This window comes from Nostoc sp. DSM 114159 (genome assembly GCF_053470285.1).
This window is the reverse complement of sequence record NZ_JBPFEH010000001.1, coordinates 3,289,211-3,315,062: the sequence shown is the minus strand read 5'-3', so window position 1 is coordinate 3,315,062 and position 25,852 is coordinate 3,289,211. Positions and strand designations below refer to the sequence as shown.

Below are 25,852 nucleotides of genomic sequence, written 5' to 3'. Positions count from 1 at the left end.
GGCGTTTATCGCTCATTCGCAATCCTTACTGGCTACATCTGGCAGCTAAACAACTTGGACACGATAAACTTTGGTATGTCAATGCGATCGCGCTTGGCTGCGATCTCAACTGGGTTTAATTGAGCATCAACCACCTCAAACCCTTGCTGTTTAGCGGTTGGAGTTGTGGCTATTCGACCAAACATGGTATTGTATGCATTCTAGTCATCACAGTGCTATTTTTTTACTTTAATACTAAGTATACAAACTTTCTGTTTTACTAATATTAAGCTTTGCTAATACTATTTCAAGGCTGGTGATATGCAAGTCTACTAAAACTTCATCCAAAAAATTAGTAGAGACATTGTATTTCAACGTCTTTACCAATGTCCTAATCCGTGCAAATTATCTTAATCCAAGGGTAATAGGTAAAGGAAAAAACAGTATGAACAGAGTGAACGCAAAGCGCACGAAAGGCAACACAACCTAACAAGTAGAAACGTCTATTCCCCCTTAACCCTGGTTTGCCACTCTCGGAAAACAATAATTGAATTTAGATTCTGAGACTTAGGTTTAATCAAGCTTTGAGGCTTTATTTTTTAAGATAAACTAAAGTTTTTAGACAAAAAGTAGAAACTAAAACCCGATAAAATTTTGGGTTATTGCATTCTCCAAAAGTGACAAAAGAGGAGAAAAAAGGGGGCTAGTGGATCTCTTGTGCGTAAGTCCTAACAATGAACGAAGCATGAAAACCTTAAACAGGATTGGAATAATTTTAAAATAGGGAAAAACTGATGATACCAAGTAATAGAGTAAAAGTCCAAAAACATAAGCCAAAGTTTTTTTTGAACTTCCACCTGCGCTTAAATCTGTAAACTTTTCTTGTTTCATTATTGGACAAAGTTTATCTTTTTTTGGATCTTGGATGACTCAAATTGCTTTGGTATGGCTAGTTTATCAGTTAACTAATTCGGCTGTATTAGTGGGTGTAGCTGGATTTACAAATCAAGCTATGGGCTTAATTATTACACCGTTGGTAGGAGTATTGCTAGATCGCTGGAACTTACGATATGTTCTATTAACTACTCAGCTAGTATCTATTCTACTATCTTCTACCTTAACCTTTTTAACTCTTAGCGATAACATCAATGTTGCATGGATTATTGTCATTGGCACGATTCAGGGAATTGTAAAAGCTTTCGATTTACCAGCACGCCAGGTAATTATTCCCAGACTTTTGGATAAGAAATCAGATACTTATAGTGCAATGGCTTCACATTCATTCTTGATTAATACAGCGAAGTTTGTTAGCCCAATGATTGGGGGTTTACTGATTGCCAGGTCTGGTGCAGCTTCTTGTTTTTTAGTAGATAGTATCAGCTATCTACCATTTATATCTGCAATTTTAACTATCAAAGTCAACCCAGTTATCAATAATTCCTTAGGTCAAAAACCCAAAATGTGGAAAAACCTTAAAGAAGGGTTTGTTTATGTATACGAATTTTTGCCGATTAAATATTTATTAATATTACAATTTATTATTTGTTTTATGGGAATGACTCATGTAAATCTAGTGCCGATTTTTGCTCAAGAAGTACTAAAGGGTAACGCTGAAACTATGGGCTTTCTGATGACAGCTTCGGCTTTTGGTTCCATAGTTTCAGGTATTTATCTCATCTCTAGAAAAAATGTTATGGGGCTGGGAAAAATTATAGCAATATCTGGCGCACTTTTAGGTTTAGGTTTAATAGTTTTTTCTCGCTCAAACAATTTAGAGATTTGTCTACTATTCATGTTTATCATCGGCATGAATAATACTCTAGCCTTGGCTTCAATCAGTAACTTTATGCAATCAATTCTTCCTGATGAAGACAAAAGAGGTAGAGTAACTAGTATATTTACAACTGGTTTTTTAGGAATACTGCCTTTTGGTAATTTATTTTTCGGAGCATTGACAGGTTACTTTGGTGTTAATAATGCTTTATTATTTGGCGGTGTTTGTTGCATTTTAGGAGCATATTTCTTTAGTAGACAACTGCCCCAAATAAGAAAAATAGTCCATCCAATTTATGCAGAGTTAGGCTTAATTGCCCAGTCCAATAAAGGCTAAATCCGCTTTGATGGGATGTTGTCTGGGAGCGATGTCTACTACAGGCTACGCCTACTCTTAGTTCTCTCAACTCAACTTTTCAACAACAACCGCCTTTGATACTCGCGCAAAACCCACTGCGTTGCGTTTCATCCACAGTCTCAAACAGAGAATATGACGCTGTGTGCTATTACTCTAGGGGTTTCACGCTCTTGCTAAGTTTATTGTAAAAACCTCTTGATTTTTATCACCGATTGTGAGACAGTCTGATTTAACATCCATAAACTACGGTAAATGGATAGATTTACAGTATTATTTAGCTTGAGTGGAAGCAACCGGTGGTTTTAGCTGTGCTTTAATCCCGGCTACATCCGATCGCACTGATTACAACTACAAAAGTATAACAGCCATGCAATGAAAGCATAATATCGGCATTCAGTGCTGGTATGACTGTCACGAAAAATCATATCAAGTTTGGATGATTACTTTTAATAAAATCTATCAATTTAGGTTGGGTTTGACTGCCGTTAAACCCAACCTAAACAAGGATCGAATGTTGGGTTTGACTGCGAGAAGCCCTTTCTCTAGGAGATGCTATTCGCATTAGATTCTAGGTTCTTCAACCGAAGCTACAGATATTATTAAGTGTTTAACCGAACCTGATATCACTCTTATGCAAGTTACCTTCCAGTACCAGTAAAGTAACCCCAGATATCATCCCAAATCTGGTTCGATTTTCCTGTTTCTCTAGAAGTGGGCATTTTCTGTGTGGCTAGTTGTTCTAGTTTTCAGATGCTCATGTATTCACTTATGACTAAATTTTGGGATTATTTTTTCTAGTGGAGAACATCTCATGCAAGTAAATCCAAATTCTCATCAAGATTCTGAAAAAAATGCTCAGGCTCATAGTGAAATAACAAAAACTAAGCAACCTCAAACGAGCGCAGGTAGTAAAAGATTATTCCTCAGTCGCGGCAGCAGACGTTTATTTCTCGGTCGCGCTGGTTTGTTTAGTGCAGCTAGTGTTGTGGCAGGGGTTTTCAGCTCATCCCTTTCCTTGAAGAAAGGAGGAAATGTTGTACAGGCCCAAAGACCTCCTGTAACGTCTACTCCTGCAACGTTTAACTATAGCAACTTTCGTAATAGAGCTTTTCAAGTACGTATAAGAGCAGCCAAGGTTAATTCGGAAATTCCTATTCCTCCTCATCCCACCAATCGAGATGAGGCGAAGTATGCTAATAAAATTGCGACGGATACACGAGGATTACCCCATAACAAGCTGGGCGAAGTGGATTTGAAGGCTTATCAATCTTTTATTAATGCGTTGACCTCCGACGATCCCAATGAGTATGAAAATATCATCCTGGGTGGCAAACGGAAGCTGGTACAACCGCTCGGTCCATTAGCGGTTAGCTTGAGTGGGCTGAATCCGACCCAATTGACAATTCCAGTGCCACCTACCCTCGATAGTGCAGAGCAGGCGGCTGAATTCCTCGAAATTGCTTGGCAACAACTGTTGCAGGATATACCCTTTAGCGAGTTCCACAATAATACAACTAACCCGCTGATTCTGGCAGCAGTTCAGGATCTGAATCGGTTGTCAGCATTCAAAGGGCCTAAACAGAACGGACGAGTTACACCCGAACTTTTATTTCGAGGCACCGCGATTTACGTTAATGGCTCTGGTGGAACAACTTACTACACGTTACCAGGGGTAGATGTGGGACCATACGTCTCCCAGTTTTTACTGCGTCCTGTGCCCGCAGGAACACAGAGTTATGTTCAGCTTAACCGTGTTCCTCTAGCTATTCCCGAAAATAGTTTTCAAACCAACTATAACGAGTGGTTGCTAGTGCAAAATGGTGGTGATTCTGGTCGAACGATTAAATTTAACTCAACCCCTCGCTACTTTATCAACGGGCGCGACCAGTCAGAGATTGCCCACACGCCACCACCCGTATATACAAATGCTGCTCTAATTCTACTCGCCAAGCCAGTCATTAATGACTTCCTAGCTGGTGGCGTTGGCTCACCTTACAATCCCGGTAATCCTTATAACAACTCGAAGACCCAAGCGAGTGGTTCTGCGACATTTGGCCCAGGGTATTCACAATCTCTCATCGCTTGGGTTGCTCCACATGCAATCAGAGCGGCTTATTGGCAGAAGTACTATGTTCACCGTCGTCTGCGAGCAGAAGCTTATGGTGGGTTGGTTCACAACAACAAGGTGAATAAAACAAACTATCCGATTCACCCCGATGTTTTTAACTCAGAAGTACTAGACCGCTTCTTTAGTAAAAACAAATCCTATCTGCTACCGCAAGCTTTTCCTGAAGGGGCACCATTCCACTCTTCTTATCCAGGGGGCGCTTCGGTGTCGGCAGGTGCCAGTGTCACGATTTTGAAAGCACTATTTGATGAGAGTTATGTGATTCCGAATCCGGTGGTACCCGATCCCAAAGATCCCACCAAGTTGATTCCCTATCAAGGCCCACTGCTGACCGTGGGCGGCGAATTGAACAAACTAGCGGCAAATATTGGCTTGGGTCGTGATAGTGCTGGGATTCACTGGCGCACAGATGCAGCAGCGTCGTTGGCCCTTGGCGAAGCGATCGCCATCAGCATTCTCAGAGATGAAAAGCTAACATTCCGCGAAAAATTTGCAGGTTTCACCTTCACCAAGTTTGATGGTACAAGAATCACAATTTAAGGCTTTAACTGTTTAGAAAATGTAGAGACACGATATTTCGCGTCTCTACATTTACTTAAATCCTATTTAGTTTCAGAGCTCTACAATGTCTGATCTTCGGAGATTTTACTCTCGGTCGCGATCTATGTTATTGAGCGTAGCGGTAGCGCTCGCCTTCTTGATATCTACAACACAAGCACTCAATCCCAAAAATATAGTATCAGCAAAAGAAACATCGCCGGACATAGAACTAGCTAAGAAAATCGGTAAAGAAATTATTGCTGCTTGTCCCGTTGTCTCTGATGCTAAAAATTTAGCTGCCTTCAACTCATGCGCTGATAAACTCGCTAAACTTACAACTCTCCGCGAAACCATGAATGCACCCTTCTTGTGGGGCGCTCAAAGCAAAGTCGGTAATTATAATCTCAAAGATAATCAAACAACTGAATTTAATCCATTAGTTTGGCGTCGCATTTACCTAGCTACTTTTATGTTCAAAGGTGAACCAAAGGTTGAACAGGTAAACAATTTAATTGTGATTCACCTTCCCATTCAGTTCCGCAATCAGCTTGATATTGGTGCTTATCCTTATCCTTTTTGGCACTCATCGAAAAAATGGAATTCTTACCAGCAAAGTACTGAATTACTTCTGTTTCTAGAACAGAAAAAGCTCAAAGGGGCGCTGCGTTCAGCTGTGGTTGACTCACAAAGACCAGTAGTAAATCATGTATGGGATGGTAATTGGGTTTGGGATGATGCTCATGGTCAGAAACAACCTTATGTGACACTATATACTCGTTTGTTTTCTGCATCAAACCCACACGTCGCCGAAGTTGATGCTGCTTATCGTGCATTTGAGGTTAATTTACGTCAACACGCTTGTATTGTTTGCCATAGTCCAGACAACGCGGCTAAACAAAATCCTTTAGTAATGCTGAGTTATCCAAATCAAGCGCTCTCTTTACGACACGAAACGGTACGCCAAATTCAAGAAAAACGAATGCCACCTCCGGCTGGTATTATTAACGATCGAGAGCGACAAAAGCTAGTTGAACTCGCCCAAGCATTTGCTCAAGCAGGCGACCAAGCCCTAGCTTACGAAGGAGAAAAATAGCTTCTTTCAAGTTCATTCAAACAACTGGTAATTGAATCTGATGTGGTGCCAATACGGTTCGGTTAAAGGGTAAAGGGTAAAGGGTAAAGGGGAAAGGGGAATAAAAAACCTTTAACCGCAAACCCTTTTCCCTTTTCCCCAAACCCTATTTTGAGTTCAAAATGCTTATCCGAACCGTATTGGATGTGGTGCTGTCAGTGCTAGTTTGTCAGCTAAGAAAATCGACTGAGAATATTACATGATTTCACGATCGCACTCGTTTTCTCAGCCACCAAACCATAAAAGCAACAATTATTCCAACTATTAAACTGGCACTTAAAGGATACTTGCAAAAGAAGTCAACTTGCTTAAAAATATCTCTACAATCTTTTGCCGTCTCTCTTAGCAGGGATACGGTTGCTATCCCAGCACCCGCAACAGCTACAAGCTCTTGAAAGTTACGCTCTCGTTCTGCTTTCTCGGCTTCTATGCGACTGCGAGTAGAGTTAATTGTATCTTCTAAAAGTTGCAAGCCAAGCTGCATATTTTCGATATCTTTGGTAATTTGTGGTAAATATTTTTTGTTCGCTAGGGCGCTAAATTTTTCTAAAAAATCTAACTGATTATTTTGACCCGCTTTTTCTTGAATCAAAGCCAAGCGAAGTTGATAGTTAGATAAATTAATTTCAATAATTTGTTTTTGGAAAGAAAGGTTTAGTAAGTCGATTGTATATTGCTGAAGAATATTATCAATATTATTTAAAATCTTGCGAGAAGTTGTAATATTATGCTTTTCTTGCCGAGAATTGCTTTGATTGGTAATTTTTCTATTTTCTTCAATCTGTTTATAATGATTGAGCAGAGATTCTTTGACTAAACGACTTTGCCAATAAGCCCACGAAATCTTACTTCGATAACAAAACAAACCCATCCAATCTTTATAAAATTCCGCAGCTTGTTCTGCGCTCTCTCGATTATTATAAATAGCAATAATCACATGATGTTCATTACTATTTAGAGGCGTTGTTACATTTTTTAGGCTCTGATTTATATATTGCGATCGCCCGATTTCAAAAGCTTTTCCGTCTAAAAAAGTACCTTTTTCTGGTTGCCAATAAGTATCATTAAATAAAGCATAATAGCAATTTCTAGCAATCTCTTCATGGTTCTGAGATGAATTTTCTGGTAGCCAACCAGAAAGCAACCAGCTTTTTCCAATTATTGTCAGTTCTTTATTTAGTTTTTGTTCAATTTCAGTTTTTAAGATTGCAAAAGACTTAGCTGGTTGAGTTTCAGTTTGATTATTAATAGAACAATCAATTTGTAAGCCATAAGTGTCATTTAATCTCACAGCATAATAGTATCCTTCTAAAGTTTTATTGTGGCAAATAAAGTTAATTTGAGGAGGATGGGTAATCTCTAAATACTCAGTTTCAATATCAGGATCGTAGAATTGAGTACCAGAGGGGAATTGCTCTAAAAAAGCTGCTTGATTTTTTTGTGTTTCTGCATCAGTTGTGTTTAAAGAAGTTTTTAAAGCATATAAAAACAAATCGAGTGTCGGATAGATTAAATCGCTCATCGCAAGGGCAAAACTAATTGGATTGATTGGATTGAGATAAAAACTGTTTCCATTTTTCTAAAAATTTGACTTGTTTCACGGTTTCTTCTGGTTGAGAAGAACTACCAACAATGACTACAATATTATTGAGTTGGCTTTCGTAACCTATAGCTTCATCTTTGGGTTTAAATCCTCTAGTGATTGGATATTTTTCAAGAGTATTAAGCCTACTAATTTCTGCTTCAGTCGGAAGTAATTCATGAGGAATTTCTTCGAGATTATCTAATTGAGATTTATACAATTGATAAGACTGATTTAAGTCAGGATTAGGAGTAATTATTTTTAATAAACGTTCTTTAATATAGTCTTCCCAAGCTTTGGGTTGGGTGTCTAATTGCTTGGCAACTTCTTTTAAATTCTGTTTCTCTTGTTCTCCAAGGGCGGTTTTTAAGTCTTGAAACGCTAAGAGAAAAGCGATGATAGTATTGTCAGCCTTTGTATTCATAGGTTTTTATACCAAACTCACTACGAATAGTATAAACGTAATTTCAGTGAGATAATTACACTATGTATTTCATGTTCAGTTTTGATTTTCTATCTCTAAAAAAAATAATTATTAAAGTCAATGTTGCTTATTATACCTTTTATTTGAGTAAATTAATCTAGTTTATTGCACTGTATTCTAGTGATTTTTCATACAAACTAAACAAATGCTGTGGACAGATTTTGCCTACAGTTTAACCAAAAAGTTATCAGAGTCAGTCAGGTAAGAAAAATGGCATCGGAATGGGCTGCTCAAGTTATTGGAATTAATTATTACCCAGAGTACACTACTCTAAAGCCGCTAACAGCAGCAGCAGAGGATGCAGAGAAAATTGCCCAACAATTAGAACTATACGGTTATAGACCTTTTCGCGCTCAGTGTTTACCTAAAACTTTAAACCCGAAGGGAGAAAGTAAAATTGACCGCCAAGGGGCAGTAAAGGTGCAAGAATTGAGAGAAGCGATCGCTAATCTTTTCAATCCTCCCGATCCAAACCCCACGCCAGAAACAGCGTTATTCTTTTTTTCAGGACATGGGTGGTGCAAAACTGTGGCGGGTAAAGAAGAAATATTTCTAGCTACCAGTGATGTTTTACCTGATGCAGAAATCTATGGTATACCCTTAAGTTGGTTGGGCGAGCAGCTGCAAAAAAGTCAGGCTAAACGAGTCGTTGTTTGGCTAGATTGCTGCTATAGCGGTGAATTGTTAAAATTTATTCCCACAGATAAAGACTACTGTTTCATTACTGCAACCCGTTCCTACGAAACTGGTGTCGAAATTCCCCACACGCAGGGGTTGTTGACGGAGGCGTTACTTGCAGGATTGAACCCGGAAAATGACGCAGATGGGATCGTTAATAGCCACAAATTGGCAGATTTGATTATCAGCCGAATGTCGAATACAGTCCAGCGTCCGTTAATTGCCAATTCCCCACGCGCTATTCTGCTGACAACTAAGTTTTCTCAAAAAAGCTTTCAGGATAAGTGTCCTTATCGTTCCCTGTCGTATTTTAAGGAGACTAAGGAAGATGCTGAGGTTTTTTATGGGCGGAGTGCGCTAACTGGACAGTTGATTAAACAGATAACAGATAAGCATCGCCTTATTGCTGTGTTAGGTGCTTCCGGTAGTGGGAAATCATCTCTGTTACGGGCTGGGTTATTATACCAGCTGAAGTTAGGGCAAGATATTGCAGGGAGCGATCGCTGGACTTATATTACACCGTTTACGCCGAAAGAATCTCCTGTTAACAGTTTACAGGAGGCTTTTGCACTTTCCTTGCCTAATCTTTCCCATCCAGAGACAACGCCAGATATTGCCCATGTTATCGGCGCTGACTTTTCACGGGATCTGGAAAACCTCTCTCCAAACCTCTCTCCTGCGAGGAGAGAGGCTTTGAATTCTCCCCCTTCCCTTGTAGGGAAGGGGGCTGGGGGGTTAGGTTTAGCGTTAGCTTTTCCACATGACCTAAATTGTCAGGTCATCGGCGAGGAATTAAAAGCATTAAACACACCAGTCATTTTGATTATCGACCAGTTTGAAGAATGCTTTACTATGTGCGATGACAGCCAGCGCCAAGAATTCTTTGACTGTTTGCAGGAATTAATTGACTGTACAGATAACCTCTGTATTTTCATTGGGATGCGATCGGATTTTCGGGCGAGATGGCGAGAATATCCCGAATTTGCCAGCAGAATCCATAAACCTTACATCAACGTCGAACACCTAAACCGTGAAGAAATTGAAGAAGCGATTACTAAACCGGCTGATTGGGTAGGATTAGGCATAGAGGGCAGGTTAAAACAGCAACTAATTAATGATGTTGAGGATTACCCCGGAAGTTTGCCTTTGCTGCAATATACGTTGACAGAATTATGGCGGGAGTCGAGAAATCAAGGCGATGAGATTCTCAGCCTGAAAACTTATGAGGATTTAGGCGGGGTGGAAGGAACGCTACAAAAACGCGCCGATGCAGTTTACGACAGTCTTTTACCAACAGAAAAAACTGTGGCGCGGCGGATTTTTCTGGAATTGACGCAAATGGGAGAAACCACAGATATACGGCGGCGCGTGCGTTTGGGTGAGTTGGTTAATTCCCATCATTCCTTTAATCTTTTGCAATACGTGAGTGAGAAGTTAGCCGGTAAAGATGCCCGATTAATTACAAAGACGGATGAGCCAGATTCCCAGGATGTAATTTTAGATGTTGTCCACGAAGCCTTAATCCGCCACTGGCAAATGTTGCGTGAGTGGAAAGAGGAATATAAGTTGGGAATAGCGATTGAGCGACAAATTGAAGCGGAAGCGCAAGAATGGGAAAAGAATCAGAAAAAGCCAGGATTTCTGAGAAAAGATGACAGATTAGCAGTAGCAGAGGGATATTTAGCTAGATTTGGTGATTGGCAAATGCTGAATGGGGTGGCCCAGGAGTATATTCAGGAGAGTCAAGAACTGCAAAATCGCCTGGTTCGAGAAGAGAAAGAACGCCAACAAGAAAAGTTGGCAGCAGCACGGCGGCAAAACCGAGTTGTCACTTTGTTTAGTATGGGGTTAGCTGGAGTAGCTATCTTTGCTGGTTATCAATGGTATAATGCCCAAAACAAAGCTAAGGAAGCAGCACAACAAAGTGCCATTTCTCTGGCGCAAAGTTCTGAAGCTTCTCTACTTTCTGACAGACAACTTGAGGCTGTGGTTGCAGCTACACAGTCAGGTAGACAAATTTTAGGTAGACCAATTAAAAATGCCAATTTAGAACAAGAAGCTAAACAACAAGCTGTAGTGGCACTCAAGCGAGCAATTTACAATACCCAAGAGCGGAACCGCTTAGAAGGGCATAGCGATGCGGTCAGGGGCGTAGCATTTAGCCCCGATGGCAAAACTATCGCTTCTGCTAGTGCTGACAATACCGTGAAAGTCTGGGATGCGGTGAGTGCCAAAGAAATCACCACCTTCAAAGGGCATAGCTCTGAGGTCTGGGGCGTAGCATTTAGCCCCGATGGCAAAACCATCGCTTCTGCAAGTTATGACAAAACCGTGAAAGTCTGGGATGCGGTGAGTGCCAAAGAAATCACCACCTTCAAAGGGCATAGCGATGCGGTCTATAGCGTAGCATTTAGCCCCGATGGCAAAACCATTGCTTCTGCAAGTTATGACAAAACCGTGAAAGTCTGGGATGCGGTGAGTGCCAAAGAAATCACCACCTTCAAAGGGCATAGCGATGCGGTCAGTAGCGTAGCATTTAGCCCCGATGGCAAAACCATCGCTTCTGCAAGTTATGACAAAACCGTGAAAGTCTGGGATGCGGTGAGTGCCAAAGAAATCACCACCTTCAAAGGGCATAGCGATGCGGTCTATAGCGTAGCATTTAGCCCCGATGGCAAAACCATTGCTTCTGCTAGTTTTGACAAAACCGTGAAAGTCTGGGATGCGGTGAGTGCCAAAGAAATCACCACCTTCAAAGGGCATAGCTCTGGGGTCTATAGCGTAGCATTTAGCCCCGATGGCAAAACCATCGCTTCTGGAAGTTCTGACAAAACCGTGAAAGTCTGGGATGCGGTGAGTGCCAAAGAAATCACCACCTTCAAAGGGCATAGCGATGTGGTCTGGGGCGTAGCATTTAGCGTCGATGGCAAAACCATTGCTTCTGCAAGTGATGACAAAACCGTGAAAGTCTGGGATGCGGTGAGTGCCAAAGAAATCACCACCTTCAAAGGGCATAGCTCTTGGGTCTGGGGCGTAGCATTTAGCCCCGATGGCAAAACCATCGCTTCTGCAAGTTATGACAAAACCGTGAAAATCTGGGATGCGGTGAGTGCCAAAGAAATCACCACCTTCAAAGGGCATAGCGATGGGGTCAATAGCGTAGCATTTAGCCCCAATGGCAAAACCATCGCTTCTGCAAGTGATGACAAAACCGTGAAAGTCTGGGATGCGGTGAGTGCCAAAGAAATCACCACCTTCAAAGGGCATAGCGATGGGGTCAATAGCGTAGCATTTAGCCCCAATGGCAAAACCATCGCTTCTGCAAGTGATGACAAAACCGTGAAAGTCTGGGATGCGGTGAGTGCCAAAGAAATCACCACCTTCAAAGGGCATAGCGATGCGGTCTATAGCGTAGCATTTAGCCCCGATGGCAAAACCATTGCTTCTGCTAGTTTTGACAAAACCGTGAAAGTCTGGGATGCGGTGAGTGCCAAAGAAATCACCACCTTCAAAGGGCATAGCGATGCGGTCAGTAGCGTAGCATTTAGCCCCGATGGCAAAACCATCGCTTCTGCTAGTGGTGACAAAACCGTGAAAGTCTGGGATGCGGTGAGTGCCAAAGAAATCACCACCTTCAAAGGGCATAGCGATGTGGTCAGTAGCGTAGCATTTAGCCCCGATGGCAAAACCATCGCTTCTGCTAGTTATGACAAAACCGTGAAAGTCTGGGATGCGGTGAGTGCCAAAGAAATCACCACCTTCAAAGGGCATAGCGATGCGGTCAGTAGCGTAGCATTTAGCCCTGATGGCAAAACCATCGCTTCTGCTAGTTATGACAAAACCGTGAAAGTCTGGCAGTACCTAAATATAAATAACCTAGATGATTTAATCACTTACAGTTGCAACAGGCTACGTGGTTATTTACAATCAAATCCCAATGCGAGCGACAAGCACCTCTGCGATGGCATTGGTACTAAGAGCAATTAGAATGTTCCCTTCGACTCCGCTCAGGGAACGTTTTGCTCAGGGAACGTTTTGCTCAGGGAACTCGAAGCTGCCTGAGCGAAGTCGAAGGCAGCACTCTCTGCGATGGCATTGGTAATAAGACCAATTAGAATGTTCCCTTCGACTCCGGTCAGGGAACGTTTTGCTCAGGGAACTCAAAGCTGCCTGAGCGAAGTCGAAGGCAGCACTCTCTGCGATGGCATTGGTAATAAGACCAATTAGAATGTTCCCTTCCCTTCGGGACGCTACGCGAACGACTCCGCTCAGGGAACGTCTTGCTCAGGGAACGTTTTGCTCAGGGAAATCGCACTGATTAAAACAGGCGATCGCTTCACTGATATTTGCCGATCTAAACATTGACTGCTGTTCAAGTTTTACAAGGATGATGAAAATTCAGAGGGGTGTTCCCTGAGCGAAGTCGAAGGGAGCGACCGATCTTGTAGCAACTTCCGCTTTGCTTGCAGCAACTTCCGCTTTCACGTTTCCGTGTTTTGCGCAAGCTGTAGCAACTTCCGTTTTCACGTTTCCGTGTTTCGCGCAAGCTGTAGCAACTTCTGCTTTCACGTTTCCGCCTTTTGCGCAAGCTGTAGCAACTTCTGCTTTCACGTTTCCGTGTTTTGCGCAAGCTGTAGCAGCTTCCGCTTTGATGTTATACCAATTCATAATTGGTAATTCAAAATTCGTAATTACTAATTAGGATAAAGCAAATAAATTTTAGGCTTTTTTAGAAAAATCAACAATTCCACGTATGACAACCTTTTCAACAATTGTCCACTATAGAGTTATGAGAAATTGAGAAAATGAGTATTAATTTATGGGAAGGCGAAAACGCAATTCACGTACTCTTGGCAAAGCCGAACTACGTCTAGCAAGCGTTAAATCTATTAGTCACACTCTTGATGTCGGAGAAGGGTTAACAGTCAAAGATTATACTGAAAAAATTGAAAGTGTGCGGCAATCTCTAGAAGCATACAATACCACCCTCTCTACTATTGATGTCTTACTAACCCAGCTTGTCGAAAACGAACAGGAATTAGCAGACTATTCTGAGAAAATTTTGCGTGGTATTGCTTATAAATATGGTAATAATAGCCACGAATATCAGATGGCTGGAGGTACTCGTAAAAGCGATCGCAAGCGTGCTGTGCGTCAAAGCGTGGTTTTGCCGAATTAACTAGGCGCGATTAAATGCGATCTATGCGATCGCCAACCAAAAATTACTAGACCTCTTGCAAAAATCCTTGAATCACCCCTCCCCAACCCTCCCCGTATGTGAAGGCTACCGTGTACACACAAGTCTGAAATAGCTGATAAATCTGGGTTTTACCCCACCCTAACCCTCCCCTTGCAAAGGGGAGGGAACTAGATTTTCTTGTTTCCCCCCTTTACAAGCTACGGTGTATACACAAATTTGAAATAGTTGATTAACTAAGGTTTTACCCCACCCTAACCCTCCCCTTGCAAAGGGGAGGGAACTAGATTTCCGATTTCCCCCCTTTACAAGGGGGGATTAAGGGGGGTAATTCGACTTGTGTGTACAACTTCAAAGGAGAAAGAAGTTTTCTGGACTAAAAGTTCTTCTCGACTAAACTTTTTGAATACTCCACAATAGTCTCAACCAACTCAAAATTCAATAAGCCTCCTACATAGAAGGTTTTGCGTTGACCTTGCAGGGCTTCTAAGCGATCGTAAAATCCCGCTTGCATGACCTCTGAAGTAACGTGAGGAAAGTAAGGCCACTTATCGTAGGTGTAGTAATCATCATCTACCTGCACTCCCAAATTCTTTAATGTCTTTTGAATCCCTTGGAGAACATCTGTTTTAGTGATTTTTCCCTCACGATCTAGGCGAGTGTAAAAGGCAATCAGGTCATTGTCAGCAAACTGTTGAGCAATAAACCAAGGATTCCCCACCGCATTTAAGGGAATGACATTAGTTACTGGGGTTGGCATTTCCAGTTCGGGAATCAGATAGGTAATCAAACTGTAGGGATTGAGAATAATCTGCTCAAATAGGTCTTTCTCTGCTGGCGACAAATCGAGAAAGGTGTTGAGAACATTCAACGTCAACGGACAAGCTAAAACCAGATAGTCAAATTCTAAAACTTCTTCATGGGTAACAATCTTGTCAAGAATCTGCTCTTGCTCGGTGAACCGCACCCGTGTAATTGCTCCACGCTTGATTTCTTTGATGTCAATATTCAAGCGCACATTTATTCCCCAAGCAACACGCTCCCAGAAGCGTTGGAAACCATCAATAAACCGTTTAGGCCAACCGCAGCGCATATCTGCACCGTAAGTAACTAAAGTCCCAAAGGTTTCTAGGGTCATGTATTTTAAGGCATAGACAGCAGGGATTTCGTTTAAATAGCCATAGCCCATTGCGGTAATCGGAATTTCAAATAAAGTTGTTAGACATGACAAATTTTTCTCTGCTAACCACTGGGAAAAAGGTTGAGTGAGTTCGGGATGTTGACTGATACCGGCAAACCCAGGAACGGAAATAATTGGCTCTAACCAAAGACGCTCCCACCAATAGCGCCCAACGGCTGCCAAAAACGTTACTGGGTCGGTTCCCTCGGTAACGGCATTCATAATTGAGGTGTAGGCAGGTTGTCCCGGTTGAGATTTAAAAGGGTTGTAGACTTGCCCTGGCCCTTCGCTGTAAAGTGGAGCGCCGACTTCTTCAGCCATTTTGAGGACTTCTTTGTAGGCAGGGGTGAGATAATTTGCTCCTAAGTCAAAAGAACGAGAATTATAAGTAATGGAACAACACAATCCCCCTACCCGTCCAGCTTTTTCTAAGACAAGTACGTTGCGGTAGCCTTGCTTTTTCAAAAAGTAAGCCGTAGATAATCCGGCTGCTCCCGCCCCGACAATACAAATTCGTGCATCTTTAGATACTTTAGTCATAATAGTCGTTCTTCCTAGTAGTAATGTGCCCTGATTTGAGAATGTTGCGATTAGTAGAAGGCAGCACTTCTCTACGAGAGGCTGCACCAACGGCTACGCTCAGTGACCAAGCAAGAAGGCAGGAACGTTACTGTTCCTGACATTCACGCTTTTAAAATCTCCTAATTTATATAGATAGATCGCAACTTCTACTGAAAATGTGGATAAACTGCTTCTGTGAATAATTGCTGAATGGCTGGCTGTTTAAGTAACGATTCATAGTCTTGTCGCACGGGGATATCGTAATTAGCAGTGCGAGGTGCGATCGCAGATAACCAAGTAGTGTGCATTGTGAAGCCAAAATCCAGTTGTGGATGACTCAATTTGCATATAGGCCCAGCCCCTAATCGATCGGCTTGGAAGATCCAAATTTCGTTGTTATTTTCCCCAAATACCGTACAGACGATATAGCCATCTGTAGAACTGCCATTGCTGTTCAATCTCGGTACAAACTGGGGTGAACTGATGAAGTAACCAGAGGGCGCATCATAAAAATCTGCCACCTCCATTTTGATTGTATCGACCCGAAATAAAGAAGAAGGGCGATTGTGAAATGCTTCTTCTCGTTGCATTAAGTCTTTTAGTGGTACAGCCCGATAGGGATACTCTTCGTACAAGTTGTAAATAAACTCAGTCAGCAATTCTGGCCAAAAACCGAGGGATTGCCAATAAATATTATCAATCCGCTGAGGAGGCAATCCAGAGGCCAGCTTTTCCTGGCAAGCGTAGAATCCTATACCCCAATGACGGCGAGTATCGTAAATTACTTTGGCATCTTGAATCTGACCTGTCTCGCCGTTTATTTGATAGCGACCCAGACGACCCACATCCATTTGCCCATTAGATAACATTCCTCCCAACCACAGAGGCGCAGATTTGGGAGCATCGAATTTTGATATATCATACTTGCGAACCCATTCGGCAATATCTGTGGCGCAGAGATGGGCAGCGTGCAAGGTGATTTGACCGTCAGGGTTTTCGTAATCGGTCAAAAAATGCACTGTTTCTAAAGGAATTACGGCTGGGCGGACTACGACAGTAGTCACATCTGCTTTCAGGTCAGCCCGACGCACGATGTAAATGGGAGAATTGGGCTGCTGCGATCGCGTCAGTAATCGCCGCAGAAGGCGCTCAGTTTCCAAACTATCGGGAATGGGATTATTCAGGATTTGTTCTGGGCCAATCTTCAAGGAGGTGTCCATCAGCACCACGTAATCTTTGGTAACTGCCAACTGATGGATGCTTTGTTCAATTCGCACCGGGGAACCATCCGGCAGTATCAAATCCCACTGCTGGAGTTTACCGACACCATTCCACCGCATCAGACGAACAAAATCTGGCATAGCAGTTCCCAACAATTTCTCAATCCAGCCAATCAATAGTTGCGAGAAACTTTGAGAAAACTTCGAGAACATTCCCAAGGGAATCTGCAAAGGATTGTTGTCTAAAAGTTGAGCGATCGCACTTAGCAATTGCTGTAGTTCCTGGGGCAGTTGTTCTAGGTCATAAATGAAACGCGCACTTTCAAGAAAATTACTCAGCGATCGCCCATAGTTAACTAAAAAAACTTCGTTAGTATAACCATCAAAGGCTGGGTGAGACGTACTCAACACCGGGGGGAAAGGATAGGGAAAAGGTAGAAACGGTTTCCACTCAGTATTACCTCCCACTGGGGTAACAATCTCTAAACTATTGGTATCAATTTCATAGGGACGACCAGCGTCATAAGTAATCATTAATCGCTCTTGGCTGTCTTTAGCCGTATTAAAGGCGAGAAAGGCAATATCTACCTCATCTCGCAAGCCCAAGGAAGGGGAGAAGCGTAACAACCCATAATCGCGAAATTGATGAGAGCGATAAGTAGGATTTTTAAAAGTTGCTCGATCTGCATAATAGCAAGGTGTACGTGCCAGTTTCGTCTTGACAGTCACCTGTCCGGCTTGCCAATCTAAGCGGTAAATCATCCCATCACCGTTAAAAATGTGGGTTGCATTTGGATTGGGTAAGCCCCCAGAAGCAACACTACCTACAGGCGCAATAATAAACGTATGTCCTGATAAATCTGTCGGTACATCTCCATAGATGACATTCATCGGTAAATTCGATATTTCCTGACGGCTGGCAGTCATTGCTGCCTCTGGAAATCGGGGTTCGGGAATTTTAGGATTCATTAATTGATACCCTGATATTGTCTAATTTGGTGTTTTGCTTTTAGGTATAACACTAGGTTTTAATTTAAAAGTTGAGCTTTTGCCCTCAAATGTCCAAACATCAGCTTTTTCAGGATTTTTAAATCCAACTATGAAGAGTGCTGAGTTGAAAGATCGTTTACAAGGGACTACCGTGTATACACAAGTCTGAAATAGCTGATAAATCATGGTTTTACCCCACCCTAACCCTCCCCCCTTCGACAAGCTACTTCGGCTACGCTCAGCACAAGTCAGGGCATCGCTTGCAAAGGGGAGGAAACTAGATTTCCGGTCTCCCCCCTTTCCAAGGGGGGATTAAGGGGGGTAATTAATTACTCAGTACTTCTTAATTTAGTCAGCAATCAGTATGTAAATCCCTTAAAATTTAACTGCCTCAGTAAAAATTGATGCTATTTCTTTTCCCGGCTGACAGCGCTCAAGATACATCTGCGCGACTCGATCGCACGGGTTTTGCTGCAAGCAATCTTGAAAATACTCGGCTGCTGCGGCAAATTGTTGTTGTTCGTAACACGCTAATGCTGATGCAAATACTTCTAAAGTAGCCGCTTTACCTGCATTCACTTTTGGGGAATCGGCTGCAAACACTTCATGAACAGTCACAGCATTCGTTTTACCCTTCACCTTCACCTGACCAATTACACGAATACCATAGCGATCGCGATTTTGTAAGCGTTCAAAAGTTTGGTCGGTAATTAAAAGTGGCGCGTTGAATGTTTTGGTCAATCCTTCGATTCGCGCTGCTAGATTAACTGCATCACTAATCACTGTACTATCCATGCGATTCAACCCGCCGACTGTCCCCAAAATGAGCGAACCAGTATTAATCCCAATGCCAATTTGAATTGGTAAGTAACCTTTGGCTTTGCGTTTTTCGTTGTAGGTTGTTAATGTCTGCAACATGGCAATTCCCGCCTGTACGGCATCATCGGCATCTCCTGCAAACAAAGCCATGATCGCATCACCAATATATTTGTCGATAAAGCCATTGTTTTCGAGAATGATCGGCTCCATGCGGCTGAGATAGGAGTTAATAAATCGGAAATTTTCGGCGGGAGTCATGCTTTCGGAAAGGGTGGTGAAGGCGCGAATGTCGGTAAATAAGACTGACATTTCTCGCTGCACCTGATCGCCTAATTGCACGTCTATAATGCTTTGCTTATCGAGGAATTGCAGAAATTGGCGCGGGACAAAGCGTTCATAAGCTTTGTTGAGTGCAGCTAAATCTGTATACAAACGGGCATTTTCAATGGAAATAGCTGCTTGTGCGGAAAGCAGGTTGAGCAACTCCAAACGATCTGGTGTAAATGCTCCGGTTGTCAAGTTATTTTCTAAATAGACAATCCCTGCTAACTTTCCTTGATTAATCAAGGAAGTACACAAAATCGATCGCGGCTGGTATTGGCGAATGTAGGGGTCTTTGATGAATTCCCCAATCCCTACTGCTTCGTGGATGGCATCGTTTAGGACTACATTAGTTTTAGTGCGAATCACATAATTAACGATCGCAGTAGAAAGAGTTTGGTTATCTTCAATACTGAGTGATTCCAACACCTGAATAGTATTCTCACCAACGGTTCCCTGAGCTTCAATTAGAAATTTTCCTTTGGTTGACAACAGCAAAAATCCCCGTTGCGCCCCGGCATTTTCTATTAAAATCCGCATTAAGTTAGATAAAAGTTTATCTAGTTGAATTTCTTCAGAAAGGGTTTGAGAAGCTTTGATGACTGTCACCAAATCCAATGACTCTGAGCGGCTGGTACTTGTGAGACCTGTTGGGTGAGAAGTAGTGGTTGATAAAGTTGAGTTAACAGCTTTTTCGAGAATGCGCGTTAAGATTTGGGGATACTTGGCTTCTAAATCTTTTACCTTAGCGATCGCTCCCCACTGCAAATAAAGATAACGGGCTTCTTGCAGATATACTTGGGCAATCTTGGATTTGTTCTGGGCTAGATAAAATTTGGCAGTTAATTCATTAGCGAGAGCCGCTTCATTCAAATATTGGTTTTCTTGGGCTAAGGCAATGGCGCGATCGTAACAAGCGATCGCCTGACTAGATTCTTCATGCACCCGATGCCATTCTGCTTCTACCAGCGCTAATTTATGGCTATAGTTGACAGGAGAAAACTTTGCCCAGACTTGCAATTTTTTCCGGTTTGCGGTTACTCGCTGAAGTAACTTTTGACGTTCTGCTGCACTGACAACAGAAGCTAAAGCTAGTCGTCCTAAAGAGTCATAAAAGTGGAACCATCCCACAATATATAAAGCCACAACTGCATCTAAATAAGGAATTGCTAAATCAGCATTCTTGACAGCTGTAGCATAATCTTCAAACCAATAATTCAGCGTGAGGTGATTAGTATAAATATAAAAAATAGCTGTGCGATAGTTACTCTCAATATGCTGGGCTAACATCACCGTTGCATCATAAAATTCCCCCATCAACTGACAGGGATTAGCATTTTTGCCCTGTAAATTAGCAACTACTTGGCGAGAAAGTTGAATGAGAACAAATATCGGTTTTTTCTTAAACTGCTGAATTGCATCTGCGTAAATAGCTAGACATTCATCTAATTCAGCCAGATTTTGACCAGTAAAATAGGAATGCATAGAGGATGTATTGGCACAAAATGCAGCGTATTCGGTATCACCCGTATCCCGCCCAATTTGAAATCCTGCTTGCAGTGAAGGAATAGTATTTTGAAGTGGTTCTTGCCAATGGCGAACAAAGGAATTAACTACAAATAAAGTTCTCGCTTGCAAATGCTTGGCATTGAAGCGGTCTAGCACTTGCAAGGCTAATTCACCAAATTTATATCCCCCTTGCAAATCCCCAACAACGCCACAGAGAATCAAACCATAGGTAGCGTAGGCAAAGGCTGATTCTGCCGCATTGCCATATTTCGCGGATATTTCTACCTGTTTAAAGACCGTCAAAGGAAAAACATTCGGGGCTGCGAGGTAGGTCGCCGAGGCAATACTTGCCAGGATGCGAATTGCCGCTAATTTTGTGGGATGGGTGAGTTTTGGTAAGTCAACTAAGGTGTGTACCTGCTTACCTGCCAAAGCAAGTTTAGTTTTTAGCAATCCCAGCATAATTTGCGGTTGACCGGGGTTGCTGGCTAAGGGAATGCCCAGCAGTTGCAGAACTTGCAGACCGAGTTTAGAAGCTGCCAATAATTGATCGCAGGCGATCGCAGCTTGGATTTTAATGGCATAAACCTGCACCTGATCGACTGTGCTACGGGTCTTTTGCAGAACTTCATCTGTGAGTGCATCCATGCGTTCAAAGTCCCCACCCAAATAAGCAGCTTCGGCGGCGGCGGTATGCAATGCCAAAGCTAGCTGATATTGTTGCCGCCAACAGTTAGCTGCTAGGCAATTAATCCCCATTGTCAGATAATCTAAAGCTGGCTGATAGGCTGCTGAGGCTTTGGCTTTGTTACCTGCTGTTAAATTCAACTGAGCTAATTTTTGTCGCTGTTGACGATCTGCGATTAGGACGATGCCGAAATTCAGTTGATTAACAATGTCAAAAATCCTTTCTTCTTGCTTTTGGGGAGTAATGCCTTGTAATAATAGTTGCCCAATCTGCAAGTGTACTGCCTGTTTTTGGTCAGTAGAAATCAGTGAATAAGCTGCTTGCTGGACGCGATCGTGCAGGAATTTGTAGACTACATCCAAATTTGTCAGCGCTGTTACTTCTAGGTCGGCAACTTGCAAGAGTTGGTAGTCATTACCTTGGGGTAAAATTAGTCCGGTTTGCACGGCTTCCCAGAGTTGGGCGGCGACATCTGCAAGAGATTTTGAGCTAGCGATCGCTAAAGTATGCAAATCAAAGGAATTGCCAATACAAGCTGCTAATTTTAAAGCTTCTTGGGTGGCTACTGGCAGCTTTTGAATTTTCAGCGCCATCAACTCAACTACGTTATCGGTAATCTGCGCTGCTTGGATTTTTGTCAGTTGCCACTGCCATTGTCGCTGAGTGAAATTAAACTGGAGTAATTCTTCTGCATACAGCGACTTCAGAAATTCATTCATGAAGAAGGGATTGCCATTTGTCTTCTGCTGAAGCAGTTCTGCTAAAGGAGTAACTTCTGCTAAATCGGCATTGTTGAGAGTATCGCTGAGGAGTTGTTGAATTTCAGGCAATGCTAAGGGCGTTAAGGTGAGTTCGTGAATAGCCACTCCTGCTTGTTCTAAGGATGCGATCGTTGTCCGCAGGGGATGGCTTTTATCTACTTCATTATCGCGATAAGCACCAATCAGCAACAGATATTGACTGTCTGCTTGACTAATTAACAACTGAATCAGCTGGAGTGATGCACTATCCGCCCATTGCAGATCGTCCAAAAACATCACTAAAGGATGTTCCTTTTGGGTAAAGACCTTAATGAAGTTTTGCAAGACCAAATTAAACCGAGTTTGCGCTTCCTTGGGCGATAGTTCTATAACGGGTGGCTGCTGACCAATAATCAGTTCTACCTCTGCAATCACTTCGATAATCACCTGGCCATTGACACCAAGAGCATCTAATAATTTTTTGCGCCAAATAGCAATTTCGGCTTCACTTGTAGTTAATAGTTGGCGAATTAAAGCTTGAAAGGCTTGAATTAAAGAACTGTAGGGAATGTTGCGTTGAAACTGGTCAAACTTCCCAGAAATAAAATATCCCCGTTGCTGAGTAATCGGTTTATAAATTTCTTGAACTAGGGCTGATTTGCCAATTCCAGAATAACCTGCAATCAGCATCACTTCACTTTGACCGTGACTAGCTCGCTCAAAAGCTGCCAGCAAATTTGTCACTTCCGCCTCGCGTCCGTAGAGTTTTTGAGGAATTTGAAATCTACCGGAGCAATCTTGCTGTCCCAGTTCAAATAAGGAAATTTGCCCTGTAGCGTGCAACATCTCCAAACATTGCTCTAAATCTGCCTGCAATCCAAAAGCACTTTGATAACGCGCTTCGGCAGTTTTTTCTAGCAACTTCATCACAATTTGCGAAAGCGCTGGTGGAATTTGAGGATTGATGCGATCGGGTGGAATCGGTTGTTTGGCAATATGGCTGTGAACCAGTTCTACAGGATCGTCGCTAATAAAAGGTAAATGCTGGGTCAACAGTTCGTAGAAAGTGACTCCCAAAGAGTAAAAATCGGTGCGATAATCAATCGAGCGATTCATCCGTCCTGTTTGTTCGGGAGAAATATAAGCGAGAGTCCCTTCTAAAACATTCAGATTTCGCAACGTGGGATTTTCCCGCGACAACAAAGTAGCAATCCCAAAGTCAATTATTTTCGTTTGTTGAGTTGTGGGATTGAGAAGAATATTGGCAGGATTAATGTCTTTATGAATAATTTGTTGCTGATGAATTGCTTCTAAAGCTGCCGCTACTTGTATAGCCAATTGCAAAAAATTATTTAGCGGTAGAGGCGATTGATTGAGTAACTCACGTAGAGGTTGCCCACCAAAATCCTCTAAAACTAACACTAAGGTATTTTGATATTTTTTCAAGTCGTAGGCTTGGATAATTCCAGGCGCTTGAGCGCGGCGTGTGAGATCGTATTCAAGTTTAAACCGAGCGATCGCTTCTGGGGATGGGTATTCTTGCCACAGAACTTTCAGTACTACTGGTTGTCGATCTAACTCTCGGTATCCTCGATAAACCTGAGAATTGGGGCTTGCGTGCAGTTCTGTCAGGACTTTATACCCTTCCAGTGCGATCATAGATTACTCAAGCGTTTGCTGTGTTGTTAAAGTCTATTCAGTATAAATTATTCACCTTACAAGTGAACAGAGATTAGCCGAATGCTACATACAAACTGTGAGTAGATGGACGAAAGCGATCGTCTAATGGATATAACGGGAGTCAGCAAATTGTATCTGCAATTTTCCCGGAAATTGCGCTTACAGTCGAACAAGTGTTAGCTGCGGGTAATGTTGGTTAGAAAATAGTGATGCTTAGGGGATGTTTTAAAAGTGGTTGGCTGTGATTTTAATAGAATGATTACCTCCCCTTTGCAAGCGATGCCCTGAGCTTGTCGAAGGGGGGAGGGTTAGGGTGGGGTATTTTTAATACTCTGTTAAATAACCACATATTAAGCAAAAATCAAAATATTCTTCCCTGTAGCGACTACCGTCCTCCCTGTAGCGACTACCGTCCTCCCTGTAGCGACTACCGTCATCCCTGTAGCGACTACCGTCATCCCTGTAGCGACTACCGTCATCCCTGTAGTGACTACCGTCATCCCTGTAGCGACTTCCGCCTTCCCTGTAGCGACTTCCGTCATCCCTGTAGCGACTTCCACCTTCCCTGTAGCGACTACCGTCTTGACGTTATGAGAAACAGACTTGTGTTACAGCATCTTCCCTTAAATAGAATGTTCCCGTACTTCAACAATAAATATTTGCCAGAGATGCGATCGCCTATGCAATATCTTTAGGTGTAGCGTCTGTTACTAACATCGTTATTTTTTAGTCAGGTTGGGGAACTCTATAAATACGTTTCAGTAATTGCCCAACGCTAGATGTGGGCTGCTCTGAACCGTATTGTAACGATATCTGGAGTTTTGAGGATCGGCTGATGGATAAATCAATTATTCAGTTGGTTGATGAGTTACCGACTGACAATATTACTGTCAAAGTTTTAAAGGCTCTTGATTATGTAGCTCCAGGTGAATGGAGCAATTTGACGGGGTTTGACAATAATATCCGCGCCATTACAGGAGTTACCGATGCTAAGGTAATTCAGAAAATCCGCGATCGCGCTGCTAGTTTATACATAGATCCTCAACAAGGCTACCAGTTTGCCATCAAACTTTATCAAACAATTGATAAAGCAGACACAGCGATGGCGGCGGCGGCTTTAGCGAATAAAGCTAGTGAAAAAATCGGCTTTCTCTCTTTTTTAGGCAAAATTACTCCCAAAGCCGATGTCACTCAATCCATTGACTTGGTACTAAAAATCGCCGTCGAAATCATTGCCTTTTGCAAACTAAACGGCATTCCTCAACCTAATCCTCAAGAGTTTGCTAATTCCCTGACTAACAACTATCAAAATGCATCCCTAATCCGGATGGTAGCTTTAGTTTGTCTAGATGGAATTCTCCCCTTGGGCCCTGACTTTCTCAGCAAAATTCACGGAGTTATTAGTGGTACTGATGCTAGTGCAATAACTCAAAATCCGGTTTTCTTAGCCGTTAATAACTTTCTTCCAGGCAGCAATCCTTCTGATAAAGTTGGTTTTATCAGTCAGGGTTTCAACTCCGTGCAAGGCTGGATGAATAATTTAGTATCCAAGACGGGCATAACCCCGCAATCAATTTCTAGTAATTTGGGTAATTTTATTCAGATTGCTGATGATAATTTAGATTTAGTTGCAGCATTCTTAGATCAAACTACCAATTACTACGAGCATACAGGAACTCAAACTGTCGCTCGCAGTTTGATTTTGCAAGCATACACTCTAGTAAAAGAGGAAATCAAACAAGAAGAACAAAAGCCGATTCAAGATGTTTCATCTGCCGTTAAATCAGATAAATCAGATAAGACTCAGTATGAAGTCAGCAAAACAGTAGAAGTCTGGGATGATGATGAAGAGGATTGGTATCAGGGAACCATTGAGAAAATCCAAGATGACCAGTTCTTTATTCATTACCTTGGTTACGGTTCATCTTATGACGAGTGGGTAGGCGAAGATGACATTCGGACTCGCGATCTTCGCTCCACTGATGAAAATGGATATGCAGTAGGTCAAAAGGTAAAATGTTGGGATGATGACCAAGAGGCTTGGTATTCCGCAACGATTCAGCAAATCCAAGGCCAGCAATACTATCTTCACTACGTTGGTTATGACTCATCTTATGACGAGTGGGTTGATAGCGATGAGATTTCCTAATTGTTGAATTAGCAAGGAGTTAACGAGAATTGCAACCCGCAGCTCCCCGACTTTTCAAAAAAGTCGGGGAGCTTGTTTTTCACGAATGGATTCAGGGTTGTTCTAGTACTTTGAAAAATTCATAATTGACAGTTTGGTAATCAA

At 42.4% G+C, this 25,852-nt stretch carries 13 protein-coding genes and 1 pseudogene; 6 read left to right on the top strand and 8 right to left on the bottom strand.

Annotated features, from left to right (window positions below; genetic code table 11):
- Positions 1-32: 32 nt before the first annotated feature.
- Positions 33-185, bottom strand: a complete 153-nt coding sequence (locus ACR5KR_RS13600) for a hypothetical protein (protein ID WP_448266883.1) — start codon at positions 183-185, stop codon at positions 33-35.
- Between the two features lie 674 nt (positions 186-859).
- Here ACR5KR_RS13600 and ACR5KR_RS13595 point away from each other — a divergent pair.
- From ACR5KR_RS13595 to ACR5KR_RS13585, 3 genes and pseudogenes are all read left to right on the top strand, one after another.
- Positions 860-2,089 (top strand): annotated as a pseudogene (locus ACR5KR_RS13595) (MFS transporter); the annotation flags it as partial.
- 832 nt (positions 2,090-2,921) lie between these two features.
- Positions 2,922-4,778 (top strand): vanadium-dependent haloperoxidase, encoded by a 1,857-nt coding sequence (locus ACR5KR_RS13590; protein WP_448266882.1) that lies wholly within the window; start codon positions 2,922-2,924, stop codon positions 4,776-4,778.
- Between the two features lie 85 nt (positions 4,779-4,863).
- Positions 4,864-5,871: a c-type cytochrome gene (locus ACR5KR_RS13585; RefSeq protein ID WP_448266881.1), complete on the top strand. Its 1,008-nt coding sequence runs from the start codon at positions 4,864-4,866 to the stop codon at positions 5,869-5,871.
- A gap of 244 nt (positions 5,872-6,115) precedes the next feature.
- On the opposite strand, the gene ACR5KR_RS13580 is transcribed toward ACR5KR_RS13585, so the two are convergent.
- Both ACR5KR_RS13580 and ACR5KR_RS13575 read right to left on the bottom strand, forming a co-directional pair.
- Positions 6,116-7,432, bottom strand: coding sequence for a hypothetical protein (locus tag ACR5KR_RS13580; protein WP_448266880.1), 1,317 nt, complete (start codon positions 7,430-7,432; stop codon positions 6,116-6,118).
- A gap of 13 nt (positions 7,433-7,445) precedes the next feature.
- The gene (locus ACR5KR_RS13575) at positions 7,446-7,916 is read right to left on the bottom strand and encodes a hypothetical protein (protein WP_448266879.1); all 471 of its coding nucleotides are present in this window, start codon (positions 7,914-7,916) and stop codon (positions 7,446-7,448) included.
- Positions 7,917-8,186: 270 nt separating this feature from the next.
- Here ACR5KR_RS13575 and ACR5KR_RS13570 point away from each other — a divergent pair, with 270 nt between their 5' ends.
- The gene (locus ACR5KR_RS13570; RefSeq protein ID WP_448266878.1) at positions 8,187-12,641 is read left to right on the top strand and encodes an nSTAND1 domain-containing NTPase; all 4,455 of its coding nucleotides are present in this window, start codon (positions 8,187-8,189) and stop codon (positions 12,639-12,641) included.
- Positions 12,642-13,052: 411 nt separating this feature from the next.
- On the opposite strand, the gene ACR5KR_RS13565 is transcribed toward ACR5KR_RS13570, so the two are convergent.
- Entirely contained in the window at positions 13,053-13,322 is a 270-nt protein-coding gene (locus tag ACR5KR_RS13565; RefSeq protein ID WP_448266877.1) for a hypothetical protein, read from the bottom strand.
- 151 nt (positions 13,323-13,473) lie between these two features.
- Here ACR5KR_RS13565 and ACR5KR_RS13560 point away from each other — a divergent pair, with 151 nt between their 5' ends.
- A complete protein-coding gene (locus tag ACR5KR_RS13560; protein WP_448266876.1) occupies positions 13,474-13,833 on the top strand; it encodes a hypothetical protein in 360 nt (119 codons plus the stop codon).
- Between the two features lie 394 nt (positions 13,834-14,227).
- Here the strand turns inward: ACR5KR_RS13560 and ACR5KR_RS13555 are convergent, their stop codons facing one another.
- From ACR5KR_RS13555 to ACR5KR_RS13540, 4 genes are all read right to left on the bottom strand, one after another.
- The gene (locus tag ACR5KR_RS13555; RefSeq protein ID WP_448266875.1) at positions 14,228-15,571 is read right to left on the bottom strand and encodes an FAD-dependent oxidoreductase; all 1,344 of its coding nucleotides are present in this window, start codon (positions 15,569-15,571) and stop codon (positions 14,228-14,230) included.
- A 188-nt stretch (positions 15,572-15,759) separates the two neighbouring features.
- Positions 15,760-17,781: a carotenoid oxygenase family protein gene (locus ACR5KR_RS13550; protein WP_448266874.1), complete on the bottom strand. Its 2,022-nt coding sequence runs from the start codon at positions 17,779-17,781 to the stop codon at positions 15,760-15,762.
- Between the two features lie 396 nt (positions 17,782-18,177).
- Positions 18,178-23,538 carry an AAA family ATPase gene (locus ACR5KR_RS13545; RefSeq protein WP_448266873.1) on the bottom strand — a complete coding sequence of 1,787 codons (5,361 nt, stop codon included), beginning with the start codon at positions 23,536-23,538 and terminating at the stop codon, positions 18,178-18,180.
- 371 nt (positions 23,539-23,909) lie between these two features.
- Positions 23,910-24,119, bottom strand: a complete 210-nt coding sequence (locus tag ACR5KR_RS13540; protein ID WP_448266872.1) for a hypothetical protein — start codon at positions 24,117-24,119, stop codon at positions 23,910-23,912.
- Between the two features lie 275 nt (positions 24,120-24,394).
- Between ACR5KR_RS13540 and ACR5KR_RS13535 the strand changes: the two genes are divergently transcribed.
- A complete protein-coding gene (locus tag ACR5KR_RS13535; protein ID WP_448266871.1) occupies positions 24,395-25,708 on the top strand; it encodes a Tudor-knot domain-containing protein in 1,314 nt (437 codons plus the stop codon).
- Positions 25,709-25,852: the final 144 nt, after the last annotated feature.

Excerpts from the sequence above, each read along its gene's own strand:
- ACR5KR_RS13590 (WP_448266882.1), top strand. The coding sequence starts at position 2,922 with ATGCAAGTAAATCCAAATTCTCATCAAGATTCTGAAAAAAATGCTCAG.
- ACR5KR_RS13585 (WP_448266881.1), top strand. The coding sequence starts at position 4,864 with ATGTCTGATCTTCGGAGATTTTACTCTCGGTCGCGATCTATGTTATTG.
- ACR5KR_RS13570 (WP_448266878.1), top strand. The coding sequence starts at position 8,187 with ATGGCATCGGAATGGGCTGCTCAAGTTATTGGAATTAATTATTACCCA.
- ACR5KR_RS13575 (WP_448266879.1), bottom strand. The coding sequence starts at position 7,916 with ATGAATACAAAGGCTGACAATACTATCATCGCTTTTCTCTTAGCGTTT.
- ACR5KR_RS13600 (WP_448266883.1), bottom strand. The coding sequence starts at position 185 with ATGTTTGGTCGAATAGCCACAACTCCAACCGCTAAACAGCAAGGGTTT.
- ACR5KR_RS13545 (WP_448266873.1), bottom strand. The coding sequence starts at position 23,538 with ATGATCGCACTGGAAGGGTATAAAGTCCTGACAGAACTGCACGCAAGC.
- ACR5KR_RS13565 (WP_448266877.1), bottom strand. The coding sequence starts at position 13,322 with ATGAATTGGTATAACATCAAAGCGGAAGCTGCTACAGCTTGCGCAAAA.
- ACR5KR_RS13550 (WP_448266874.1), bottom strand. The coding sequence starts at position 17,781 with ATGAATCCTAAAATTCCCGAACCCCGATTTCCAGAGGCAGCAATGACT.
- ACR5KR_RS13560 (WP_448266876.1), top strand. The coding sequence starts at position 13,474 with ATGGGAAGGCGAAAACGCAATTCACGTACTCTTGGCAAAGCCGAACTA.
- ACR5KR_RS13535 (WP_448266871.1), top strand. The coding sequence starts at position 24,395 with ATGGATAAATCAATTATTCAGTTGGTTGATGAGTTACCGACTGACAAT.
- ACR5KR_RS13555 (WP_448266875.1), bottom strand. The coding sequence starts at position 15,571 with ATGACTAAAGTATCTAAAGATGCACGAATTTGTATTGTCGGGGCGGGA.
- ACR5KR_RS13580 (WP_448266880.1), bottom strand. The coding sequence starts at position 7,432 with ATGAGCGATTTAATCTATCCGACACTCGATTTGTTTTTATATGCTTTA.